Annotated in this window: 8 protein-coding genes; 4 read left to right on the top strand and 4 right to left on the bottom strand. The window is 67.8% G+C overall.

The annotated features are described in order from the left end of the window. Positions 1-90: 90 nt before the first annotated feature. Positions 91-1575, bottom strand: a complete 1485-nt coding sequence (locus FV233_RS04650) for a PAS domain-containing methyl-accepting chemotaxis protein (protein ID WP_147896743.1) — start codon at positions 1573-1575, stop codon at positions 91-93. Positions 1576-2153: 578 nt separating this feature from the next. Beyond that, positions 2154-2996 (bottom strand): factor-independent urate hydroxylase, encoded by an 843-nt coding sequence (gene pucL / locus FV233_RS04645; protein WP_147896742.1) that lies wholly within the window; start codon positions 2994-2996, stop codon positions 2154-2156. Positions 2997-3141: 145 nt separating this feature from the next. Between pucL and FV233_RS04640 the strand changes: the two genes are divergently transcribed. From FV233_RS04640 to FV233_RS04630, 3 genes are read left to right on the top strand one after another with little or no spacing between them, the layout of a single operon-like run. Further along, on the top strand, positions 3142-3969 hold the full coding sequence (locus FV233_RS04640; protein ID WP_147896741.1) for an FAD binding domain-containing protein: 828 nt from the start codon (positions 3142-3144) through the stop codon (positions 3967-3969). Further along, positions 3966-6698 carry a molybdopterin cofactor-binding domain-containing protein gene (locus tag FV233_RS04635; protein ID WP_147896740.1) on the top strand — a complete coding sequence of 911 codons (2733 nt, stop codon included), beginning with the start codon at positions 3966-3968 and terminating at the stop codon, positions 6696-6698. The genes FV233_RS04640 and FV233_RS04635 overlap by 4 nt, the downstream gene beginning before the upstream one ends. Beyond that, a complete protein-coding gene (locus FV233_RS04630) occupies positions 6698-8044 on the top strand; it encodes an NCS2 family permease (RefSeq protein WP_147896739.1) in 1347 nt (448 codons plus the stop codon). The genes FV233_RS04635 and FV233_RS04630 overlap by 1 nt, the downstream gene beginning before the upstream one ends. Before the next feature lie 324 nt (positions 8045-8368). Here the strand turns inward: FV233_RS04630 and FV233_RS04625 are convergent, their stop codons facing one another. Both FV233_RS04625 and FV233_RS04615 read right to left on the bottom strand, forming a co-directional pair. Beyond that, the gene (locus FV233_RS04625; protein ID WP_246689904.1) at positions 8369-9268 is read right to left on the bottom strand and encodes an adenylate/guanylate cyclase domain-containing protein; all 900 of its coding nucleotides are present in this window, start codon (positions 9266-9268) and stop codon (positions 8369-8371) included. Between the two features lie 891 nt (positions 9269-10159). Continuing rightward, positions 10160-11398 (bottom strand): cytochrome P450, encoded by a 1239-nt coding sequence (locus tag FV233_RS04615; protein WP_147896737.1) that lies wholly within the window; start codon positions 11396-11398, stop codon positions 10160-10162. Between the two features lie 250 nt (positions 11399-11648). Between FV233_RS04615 and FV233_RS04610 the strand changes: the two genes are divergently transcribed. Then, complete coding sequence (locus tag FV233_RS04610; protein ID WP_147853536.1) at positions 11649-11903, top strand: hypothetical protein; 255 nt, start codon at positions 11649-11651, stop codon at positions 11901-11903. Positions 11904-12009: the final 106 nt, after the last annotated feature.

Raw genomic sequence — 12009 nt, 5'->3', positions numbered from 1 at the left:
CCGGAGTATCAGGATTTGGGCGATTGATCTTATAAAATTGACCCGGGGGACGCGCTGATCCGACGCGCGCCCGGCGAAGCCTTCGAGATCTCATCCCACCAAGCGCGAAGCCTCGCGCACCTGGCGGGTGGCGCGGTCTACCTGCTCGCTGGCCTGGGCAATCGTGTCCATGCCGGCCGCGATGGTCGAGACCCCGTGGGAGACCGTCTGCATGCTGCCGGACATCTCGCGCGTGACCGCGGATTGCTCCTCCACGGCCGCGGCGATGCTCGAGGAGACGTCGCTCAAGGTCCGGATCGTACCCTGGATGGTGTCGATCGCACCGACTGCTTCACGGGTGGCCGACTGGGCGGCGGCGATCTGATTGCGGATCTTGTCCGTGGCGCGACCCGTCTGTTCGGCGAGAGCCTTGACCTCGGACGCGACGACCGCAAAGCCGCGGCCGGCCTCGCCGGCGCGCGCCGCCTCGATGGTCGCGTTGAGCGCCAGGAGGTTCGTCTGCGCGGCGATGCCGGCGATGAGCCCGACCACGTCGCCGATCTGCGCGGCTTGATCGCTCAAGCCGGAGACGATGCTGCCGGTCTGCTGCGTCTGCGTCACGGCCTGGCCCGCCATCGACGCCGCGTGGCTGACCTGCTGGCTGATCTCGCTCACGGAGATCGAAAGTTGCTCGGCGCCGGACGCCATGGCCTGGATATCGATGGAGACGCGGCCGGCGGTATCGGCCGCCGTCCCGGTCTGACGCGTCACGTCCTCGACGGCTCGGCCGATCGCGTCGAGGTCAGCACCGATCGCCTGCTGGGCCTCGGCGCGACGCTGGCGCTCTCGGACTTGGGCGGTGATGTCGGTTGCGAACTTGACGACCTTGACCGGTCGCCCGCTCGCATCGTTGATCGGGTTGTAGGTCGCCTGGATCCAGACCTCGCGGCCGTCCTTGCCGATCCGCCGGTACTCGGCGGACTGGAATTCGCCGGCCGCCAGCGCTGCCCAGAAGGCGCGATAGGCCTCACTGGACCGTTCCGCGTCGGTGACGAACAGCCCGTGGTGACGTCCGACGATCTCGTCGAGCCGGTACCCGACGGCGTCCAGAAAGTTCTGGTTGGCGCTCAGGATCGTCCCGTCGAGCGTGAAGGCGATCACCGCCTGAGACTGGTGAAGCGCGGCGATCTGGCCGTCGAGGTCGAGGGCGCGCAACTTTTGCGACGTGATATCGGTGGCGAACTTGACGATCTTGGTCGGCCTGCCGGCACGATCGAGCACCGGGTTGTAGCTCGCCTGGATCCAGACCTCGCGGCCGCCCTTGCCGAAGCGCTTGTATTCCGCTGTCTGGTACGTGCCGAGTCGCAGCTTATCCCAGAACTGGCGATAGGCCTCGCCCTCGCGCTCCGCCGGGTCGACGAACAGACTGTGGTGGCGCCCGCGGATCTCGGCGACGGTGTAGCCCATCACTGCGAGGAAATTGTCGTTGGCATCCAGAATGGTGCCGTCCAGGGCGAATTCGATCGTCGCGAGGGACCGGCTCAGGGCGGCCAGCTTGGCGTCCCGGTCGCGCGCGCCCGCCAGGCGATTGAACATGATGTCCTCCGGAAGCTCTGACGGGATGCAAGGCGTGCTGGTGCCGTGCGTCGCGGTTTTTCTTCAGGCGGCTGTATCAGGAAGCGGATTGACTGCAGGTTAAATGGTCGAACATGAAATAAACGACGACTGTTTGGCTCGCGGGCCGCGTCCAGCCCGTAGCTTTTAGCGGCGCACGCAGGGGTTGCAGGCGTAAATATCGTCTCTTAATCTATGCTACGCCGTATTTTCCGTTTTTCGTCGATAATTATACACTCGGCCGCGGTAATTCAGCATATCTGCCACGCATCGGGCACGATCGTTTCGCCCGCTCCACGGTTATCCGAACAGCGACGGCCATCGGTCGCTGGAACATTCAGTGACGAAACGCGAAGTATCGCTGTGTCACCCGATTGGGCCGCGCACCTTCGCACGCACCCGGTCGGCAGGCCCTTTCTGGCTCGTGCGGTTCTGCAACGCGTCCGTGCATTGCACGCGTACCCATCGACCAGTGCGAGGCTGTTCCAATCGCGAGGATTTGAGAGCCGAGCAACGCTGTATCGAACTGGCCGTCTCGAAACGCACCAGAGGACGCGCGCTCAGCCGGTTCGGCCGATCGTCGCCTCGATCCGGCCGGACGGCTCGTCCGTGGGGAGGAACACCGTTCCGGGGTTGTCCAATCCGAACGGCCTGAGATCGATCGGCACATAGTGCTTGTTCGGCATCACGAAGGCGATCTCGGCCACCTCCGGGACCGCGTCGAGCGCGGCCTCGCCCATCCGGTACATGCTGTCCTGCACGCCGCGGCTGTAACGCGTCCCGAACACCGTCAGCAGCGTCGAGAGGATCCGCGCGTTCGCCACCTCGTAATCCGCCGGAGGCGACGACCAGGTCCAGGTGGCGTCCATGCTCGTGGCGGCGATACGGTCGGTGGCGTCCGGCAAAGTGCGGTAGCCGTCTGCGACGAAGCCGGTCCAGCCGGATTGCGTGGTCTTCATGAAGGTGTAGCCGCGCAAGCCCGACGACAGGATCGACCCCGAGCGGTCCGTGTGCAGCCCAACGAAGCCGAAGCCGTTGCCGTCGCGGGTGAAGGTATGGCCGTGCGGTATTCCCGCGATGGCGTGACGCAGCCAGCGGGTCTCCTCGGCCTCGATCGCCACGGCCTCGACCTGCGGGTAGGTGTCGAGCAGGACCTTTGCAACGGCAGCCACGAACGCTTCCGCATTCAGGGACGGGTTCTTGGCCGCCGTCACGTTGACGATGTTCTTCATGCTGTCCGTGGCGATGCAGGCCCGATTGTCGCCCTGTATCCAAGCGTCCTCAAATTGACCCGTCAGGATCACCGAAAGCGTCAGCTCCCGCGGCACATGGTGGTCGCCGGAACGGGTCAACCGTAGGACCCGGACGCGATCCTTGCCATACCGCGATGCTATCAGAGCCATGATGATCTCCGAGAGGATGTTCGAAGCCTGAGCTTAGGACCGGAGGCGCCATATCTCCACCGCGTCCCTTGACCGACGCCGCGCATCGGCCGGCATATGGTGAGGCCGAACAGCGATCCGGGCGATTCGAGGCCAAGGAGGGCGTGTGGACCTCAACACGATTGACACCATCCTCCGCCCGAATGCGCGTGCCGACCTGCCGGATTGGCAGGACGGCGACGCCTGTCTGGCCGGCGGGACTTGGCTGTTCTCGGAGCCGCAGCCGACGACGCGGCGGCTTGTCGACCTCGCGTCGCTCGGCTGGTCGCCGCATGCCGTCGATCCCGACGGCCTGACGCTGGCGGCGACCTGCACCATAGCCCAGCTCGACCGGCTGGAACTGCCGTCGAACTGGATTGCAGCTCCGCTCGTCGGGCAGTGCTGCCGGGCCCTGCTGGGGTCGTTCAAGATCTGGAACGTCGCGACGGTCGGCGGCAACCTGTGCATGGCCCTGCCGGCCGGGCCCATGACCGCGCTAACCGCGGCTCTCGAGGCGACCTGCGTGATCTGGGCATCGGATGGCGGCGAGCGCCGTCTCCCGGTCACGGAATTCGTCCTCGGGCCGCAACGGAATGCACTCCGACCGGGGGAGATCCTGCGCAGCGTGATCATCCTGGCCGCCGCCCTGACCCGCCGCACCGCGTTCCAGCGCATCAGTTTGAGTCCGAACGGCCGTTCGGGGGCGCTGCTGATCGGCACCAGAGAGTCCGACGGCGCCTTCGCGCTCACCGTCACGGCCTCGATCCGCAAGCCCCTGCGCCTTGCGTTCGCGGGCCTGCCGGATCGCCGGGAACTCGCCCGGGCACTGGAGGCCGCGATCCCGGACGACCTCTGGTACGACGACGTGCACGGAAAGCCGGAGTGGCGGGCGCACATGACCCGCCACCTCGCGGAGGAGATCCGCGAAGCGTTATCCGACAAGGCTGCGGCATGAGATTCACGGTCAACGGCCACGCGCATACCGGCGAGCCGCGCCCCGGCCAGTGCCTGCGCACCTACTTGCGCGAGGCCGGCTGGTACGGCGTCAAGAAGGGCTGCGACGCCGGCGATTGCGGCGCCTGCACGATCCATCTCGACGGCGAGCCGGTGCATAGCTGCCTGGTCCCGGCCTTTAGGGCCGAGGGCCGCAGCATCACCACCATCGAGGGTCTGGCCGGTCCCTGCCGGCCGGGCGATGCGGCGCCCGACGTGATCCATCCGGTGCAGGCGGCGTTCCTGGCCGCCCAGGGCTTCCAGTGCGGTTTCTGCACCTCCGGCATGATCATGACCGCCGCGACCCTGAACCAAGGGCAGAAGCGGGACCTTGGTACGGCCCTGAAAGGGAATTTGTGCCGCTGCACCGGATACCGTGCGATCCGGGATGCCGTTGCGGGGATCGCCCATCGCGATGTCGCCGGGGAGGGAGACCCGATCGGCCGGAACCTGCCGGCTCCGGCCGCGCCCCTGGTGGTGACCGGGCGAGCGCGCTTCACCCTCGATGCGCCGCCGGACGGCGCTCTGCACCTCAAGGTCCTCCGCTCGCCGCACGCTCATGCCCGCATCGTCGCGATCGACACCGCGGCGGCGAGCGCCGTCCCGGGGGTTGTCGCGGTGCTGACCCACGCGGATGCGCCGCAGCAGGCGTTCTCCACCGGCCGCCACGAGGACCCGCGCGACGACGCCGCCGACACGCGGGTCCTCGATTCGATCATGCGTTTCGTCGGCCAGCGGGTCGCGGCCGTTTTGGCCGAGACCGAGGCCGCCGCGGAGGCCGGCTGCCGGGCGTTGCGCGTCACCTACGAACTGCGACCGGCCCTCTTCGATCCCGTCCTAGCCCTCGCCGGGGATGCCCCGATCATCCACGATCCGGCGGACCGGCCCGGCGCGGACGCGCCTCCGCTGACGCGCCATCCGAACTTGGCCGCCGAGGTCCACGGCCAGATCGGCGACGTGGAGGCGGGTTTCGCCGAGGCCGATGTCGTCTACGCCGAGACCTTCCGATCACAGCGGGTCCAGCACGTCGCCCTGGAGACGCATGGCACCGTCGGGTGGCGCGACCCGGACGGGCGGCTGACGCTGCGCACCAGCAGCCAGGTGCCGTTCCTGACGCGCGACGCCCTGTGCGACCTGTTCGGGCTCGAACGGGATGCGGTTCGGGTCCTGTGCGGCCGCGTCGGCGGCGGTTTCGGCGGCAAGCAGGAGATGCTGACCGAGGATCTGGTCACGCTCGCGATCCTGCGCACCGGCCGGCCGGTGGTATGGGAGCTGACCCGCGAGGAGCAGTTCAGCGCGACCACCACGCGCCACCCGATGCAGGTCGCCGTGAAGGTCGGCGCCCGGCGGGGCGGGCGCCTCACGGCGATCAGCCTCGACGTGCTCTCCGATACCGGCGCCTACGGCAACCATGCCGGCGGCGTGATTCATCACGGCTGCAATGAGGTGCTCGCCGCCTATAAATGCCCGAACAAGCGGGTCGACGGCCACGCCGTCTTCACCAACACGGTGCCGTCGGGTGCTTTCCGGGGCTATGGGCTGAGCCAGACGATCTTCGCCCTCGAATCGGCCCTCGACGAAGTAGCCCGCTCGTTGGGGATCGACCCATTCGCGTTGCGCCGGATCAACGCCGTCCGTCCGGGCGACCCGATGGTGTCGAACAGTCTTGAGCCACACGACGTAGTCTTCGGCAGTTACGGTCTCGATCAATGCCTCGACCGTGCTGAGGAGGCCCTGCGCGCCGATCCTGGGCCGGAACCCGAGCCCGGCTGGCGGGCCGGCACAGGCATGGCGATGGCCATGATCGACACGATCCCGCCCCGCGGCCATCATGCCGACGCGCGGGTGAGCCTGGATCCGGACGGCGTTTTCACCGTGCGGGTCGGCACGGCCGAATTCGGCAACGGGACCGCCACGGTCCATCGTCAGATCGCGGCCTCGGCACTCTGCGCTGCCCCCGACCGCGTCCGGGTCGCGGGGGCGGATACCGACGCCGTCGACCACGACACCGGCGCCTACGGCAGCACCGGCACCGTGGTTGCCGGCTTGGCGGTGCTCCGCGCGGCCGAGGCGCTGGCGGTGATGATCCGGGCGCGCGCAGCGGAGATATCCGGTACGGGGATAGACGCATGCCGGCTGGCCGGAGACGCCGTGGCGGTGCCCGGCGGATCCCTGCTGCTGGCGGAGATCGGCCCGCTCGAGGCCCGGGGCCGGGCCGATGGCAGCCCCCGTTCGGTGGCGTTCAACGTCCAGGCCTTCCGGGTGGCCGTCCACCCGGTGAGCGGCGAGGTCCGCATCCTTCGGAGCGTCCATGCCGCCGACGCCGGACGGGTGATCAACCCGATGCAATGCCGCGGCCAGGTCGAGGGCGGGATCGCGCAGGCGATCGGCGCCGCCCTGTACGAGGATGTCTCCATCGACGCCGGAGGCCGGGTCACCACCCGGACGCTGCGCGACTACCACATCCCGGCCTGCGCCGACGTTCCGGACACGGAAGTGCTGTTCGCCGAGACCCACGACAGCGTCGGGCCGCTCGGCGCGAAGTCGATGAGCGAGTCGCCGTTCAATCCGGTGGCGGCGGCCCTCGGCAACGCGATCCGCGACGCAACCGGGGCCCGGCTTACCGCGACCCCCTTCGCGCCCGACAGGATCTTCCGGGCCACGATGGCCGGCCGCGGCGGGGAGGGATGATGGACGACGCGCGCAAGGTCGCGATCCCAGCGGCCGGGCAATTCGGCCTCTTGGAGCGCCGGTTTCGGCTCGCCGAGCACGGCACCACCGTGCGCACGGAGCTGCTCGCGGGCCTGACCACCTTCCTGACGATGGCCTACATCGTGTTCATCAATCCCAGCATCCTGGCCGATGACGGCATGCCCAAAGGCGCGGTGTTCGTGGCGACCTGCCTGGTCGCGGCGCTCGGCTCGCTGGTGATGGGCCTGTACGCCAACTACCCGATCGCCCTGGCGCCCGGGATGGGGCTCAACGCCTACTTCGCCTACGTGGTCGTGCTCGGAATGGGCTTCACCTGGCAGGCGGCGCTCGGCGCGGTGTTCATCTCCGGCCTCTGCTTCCTGGCCGTCACCCTAACGGGCCTCCGGGCGATCATCGTCGACGGCATCCCGCGCTCGATGCGGATCGCCCTCACGGTCGGGATCGGGTTGTTCCTGGCCGTCATCGCGCTCAAGAACGCCGGCATCGTGGCTGCCAGCCCGGCGACGTTCGTGACCCTCGGCGACCTGCACAAGCCGAGCACGGTGCTGGCGGTGATCGGCTTCCTGATCGTCGCCGCGTTGTCCGCCCGAGGGGTGAGGGCGGCTCTGCTCACAAGCATCCTGACGGTCACGGGGCTGAGCTTTTTCGTCGCCGGCAACACATTCGAGGGCGTGGTCTCGATGCCGCCCTCGATCACGCCGACCTTGTTCGCCCTCGACCTCTCAGGCGCCCTGTCGGGGGGCCTGCTCCACGTCGTCCTGGTGCTCTTTTTGGTCGAATTGTTCGACGCCACCGGCACCCTGATGGGGGTGGCGAGCCGCGCCGGATTGCTCACCGACGGCCGAATGCAGCGCCTCGACCGCGCGCTCCTGGCCGATTCCACTGCGATCTTCGTGGGCTCGCTGCTCGGCACATCGAGCACCACCGCCTATCTGGAAAGCGCCTCCGGGGTGGCCGAGGGCGGACGCACCGGGCTGACCGCCGCCACCGTGGCGGTGCTGTTCCTAGCCTGCCTGTTCTTCGCGCCGTTGGCCGGCGCGGTCCCGCCCTATGCCACTGCGCCGGCGCTGTTCTACGTCGCCTGTCTGATGCTCCGCGAGCTGGTGGATCTCGCCTGGGACGATTCCACCGAGGTCATCCCAGCCTGCGTGACCGCGCTCCTCATGCCGTTCACCTACTCGATCGCCACGGGCGTCGCCTTCGGCTTCATCACCTACGCGGCGGTGAAGCTGCTCACCGGCCGCGCGCGCGAGGTGAAGCCGGTGGTGTGGGTGATCGCAGCGCTGTTCCTGTTCAAGTTCTTCGAGACCGGCAGCGCGCATTGAGAACGTGCGGAGGAACGATGGCGATCATATGCGTGCGGCCGCCGCCGGCTAAACCGTGGCGAGATCGACGGTCCGCTCATGCTTCCAAGATCGTGTCGTGAAAAGGCTCGGCATCGTAGGCCTGGGCTGAGATGCCGAAGTCGCAGTTTAGCCCCGAGGTAAATTCGGCGGCCCGGTCGACTTCGTTTTGCTGACCGTGCCCCGCCTGCAGCCGAACGAGGGTGCTCCGCGCATCACAGACCCGATGGAGCTTCCAGCCTCGGTCGAGTTTGTTCCGCACGCATTCGGAAGACACTTCAGGCGTATGGACAAACCGGTCCGCGGCTAGGTGTGAAGCGAGATCGCGAACAGGCGTTTGACGGCACAGGCTCCGCGCACGGGCGTGACGGCCACGATCTGTGCCTCGCCGGACGTCGCCTTCTGCACAACGGCTTCTGATGCGATGCAGCCGCAGGCGAGGGTGCGGGTCATCTGCTCCAGGCGACGCGCCACGTTGACGGTGTCGCCGACCGCGGTGAACTCGACGCGTTCCGCCCCGATGGCGCCGAAGAAAACCGGACCGCGATGCAGCCCGATGCCGATACGGACCGGCGATAGACCCGCCTGCTCCCGTTCGCGGCTCCAGTCCGACATGGCAGCAGCAAGCGCGCGGGCCGCCGCGACGGCGCGATCGGCATCCTCGGACGTTGCTTGCGGCACGCCGAACACGGCCATGACCTCGTCGCCCACGAATTTGTCGACAAGGCCGCCCGCCGCCTCGATCGCCCGCGCGGCGCGGCCCCGGAAATCGGCAAGGAATGCTGCGACGTCGCTCGGCGCCAGGGTTTCGCAGAGACGGGTAAAGCCGCAGATGTCGGCAAACAGCACCGTTGCCTCCTGCTCCCAGCCGGCGCGCAAAGTGTTGAAGTCGGTGTCCGCGATCCATCGGGCGACAGCAGGGGCGGCCAAGCGCGCGAGATTGTCTCGTTGCTGCATCACCATCCGGGCGGTGGAGCGAAGGCGCTGAACGCGCAGCGCAAGACACGTTGCGGCAAGCCCGGCGACGCCGAGGGCGTCAGGTTCCGGCGCGGTCGCGGATGCCAACCCCAGAATCAACGGTATCGGCGCCACGGCGAGGAAAGGACTGTCCCATACTGTGGCGACGGTACAGCGTCGGCGAACACTCTGGGCCCAGTCAGCCACCCGCCGCGCGCGACCGAGCAAAGGAAAGGTGTCCACCGCCACGGCGGGAGCTTCCGGAAGGAACATCGCCGGCATCAGCAGCCCGAGCAGACGCGGCTGATGACGCGCTGCGCCCTGAGGTGCTCGCGCTCGACGGCGGGAGAACGAACGTCACGGCTCGTCCGGGATGCAAGAGGGTGGTTGATCGCGGCGAGGCTCGGCACGTCGGGCTGCGTGAAGCGCGGGGCCGGGTGCGATCGTGCGGCGGTCGGGACTGCAAGGGGCAAGAGAATGACACCGATCGCGGCGCCCGCCGTGATTCTGGTCCGATGAGAATTCATGGTCTCATACTCCCGATCGTGGCGTATCAGGAGTGCAGCGGCGATCTTACGCCATGATTTCTTCGATCTGAAAACTCATGACATTAGAAACACGCCAATTTATTCGCCATCGATATTACGCGCTGCAATCTTTTTCGATGATCTTCGGATACGATGTGCAACCGCGCGTGACCGCATCCAGGCCAGGGGGTCGGGTTGCGCTCATGCGCACCGTTGGAACGTCCGCCCCTCCAGCGGCCGCCCGCTGCGAGATCCAGCTTTTGATCCGGAGGCTCTGAGCACTTGGCCGCCCTCGTCCGTGATCACGGGCGGGAGGTCGGGCTCACCGGCGCCGACGGCCCAAGTGCGATGCGTCAAGACGCGTCGATCCCGACAGGATCGCAACGTTGCGACCATCGTCGACCGTTGGGCGGGCGATGCTCGGGATCGAGTTGGAACGCCCTGCGGCTGGCGTCGCCCGAAGGAATACCTCCGTCGGACGCACTTCGCGCGCGGGGAGAGCGGCTGCCGTGCTGTCGCGACGGCAACGGGGAGCGAAGCTGGGGGCGGCCTGTCAGAGCGCAGCTGCGGAGCGTGATCGAAGCAGGCGCGCCTCCACCGGAGGGTAAAGGTGCTACGCGGCGACCCTCAGCGCATCGATGCGTCGGATGCCGCTGTGGCCCTGGAGGACCGGCATCGCGCCGGTCAGGCGGAGGCGCGGGGCTAGGCGCGTCAGGGCGCCCAGGCCCTCCTCCAGTTCGATCCGCGCCAGAGCTTCGCCGATGCACCGGTGTGCGCCGCCGCCGAAGACCGGATGCAGGCGTGGTAGGTCGGTGCGCCGGACGTCGAACGTGTCGGGATGCGCGTAGACGGCCTCGTCCCGCAACGCCGACAGGGTCGAGAGCAGGATCAGGCTTCCGGCCGGCACGACATGACCGTCGAGGCGGATCTCCTCCCGGGCTACCCGCCCAGCGGACCCGACGCTCGGCTCGTAGCGCAGGGATTCTGCTACCGCGGCCGGGATCAGGCCGGAATCGCCTCTTACCGCCGCCCATTGCTCGGGATGTTGCAGCAGCAGCGCCACCTGCATGGCGCCGGCGACGCGGGTCGTATCGGTGCCGCCGATGATCATCTGCACGAGCTGGATGATCACTTCCTGGGGGGTGAGTTCACCCGCCGCCTCGGCTTCCGCGAGGAAGCGCGTCAGGAAGTCGTCCTGGGGCGCCGATCGGCGCGCATCGAGAAGTGCATGCACATAATCCTGTAGCGCGACCGCGGCCGCTTCGAGTTCCGGGATGTCCTCCGGTCCGAAGGTGAAGCTCAGCACCCGGGAGACCTCGTAGGCGAGACGCGTGAAGCGAGGGATGTCTCCGCGCGGCAGGCCGAGGATTTCGGCTATGGTCTGGGCTGGGATCAGGGCGGTGTAACGCCCGACAAGGTCGGTCTCCCCCTCCGGCATCCAGTCTTGGACGAGGCTCTCTGCGGCAGCGCGGATCCGCGGGCGCAGGCCTTCGATCATCCGGGCCGCGAAGGTGCGGGTGAAGGGCGAGCGGCGCCGACGATGAACCGCACCGTTGGCGTTGAGCATTCCGTGCGCGAAGATGTCGAACAGTGGGCCTTCCGGAATCCCGCGCGCCTCAGGATAGAGCGTCTCCGTCGCCTGGACGCGAGGATCGCGCATCAGCAGATCGACATCGCGGGCGCGGAGCACGAGGAAGCCGGCGACCTCGTGACCGACGAGGGGCAGGCGGGGTCGCCAAGCGCGGAACACCCCGTGCGGATCAGCCTCCAGCTCCGCCACCGTCAGCATCGGGATGCCGACGGACGGCTCGGGAATGCCAGCGTGGAGCGTACTGTCTTCGGTGTCGTTCATCCGGAGGTCCTCGCTGCTGTGATGCGCGCGAACTTGCGGAGACCCGGGCTACAGGACGATTTCGGAACCTCGCCCGAGGGTTACGATCATAACATTCCACGCGGAGGCCTGCGGGGGAGGACGCGCGAATGGCTCCCGTGTGCGCAAGAGCACGTCCAGTGCAGCGTGTTTCGTGCGTCAGAGACTCCGAAATCATGCCGTAACTTGGCCCTTCGAAGAAGGCTGTCGCCTCGCAAAAGGAGAAGTCTTCATGGTTGCAAGTCTGGCCAATAGCGACGACGTCTTCGAGGCGTTGCTCAGGCGAACGATCACGGAATCTATGATCGGCGGAAAAGATCACGGGGTCTCGGGTGCCGAAGACCTGATTGCTCGCCTACGGCATTATGAGCGACGGGCGCTGCAGGAGCAGCTGAGCACTCAGACGCTTCAGGTCATTTCGTCGGCGCGGCGCCTTCTCGGCGACGGGCCGGAGAGGGGCCGGTGCCGTGACGTCGGCGCGCGATGACGTCGGACGGCGTCCGGTCAGGGTGCCGTCCCGCTGATCCGAGCGGAGAGGGCCGCGCTTGGGACATGACGCCGCGGGTTCAGGAGGGCGCGGGCCGCTCTCCTTC

This window comes from Methylobacterium sp. WL7, from assembly GCF_008040085.1.
Lineage (GTDB): Bacteria > Pseudomonadota > Alphaproteobacteria > Rhizobiales > Beijerinckiaceae > Methylobacterium > Methylobacterium mesophilicum.
Note: the sequence above shows the minus strand (reverse complement) of the source record. Positions and strands in the feature narration are given on the sequence as shown.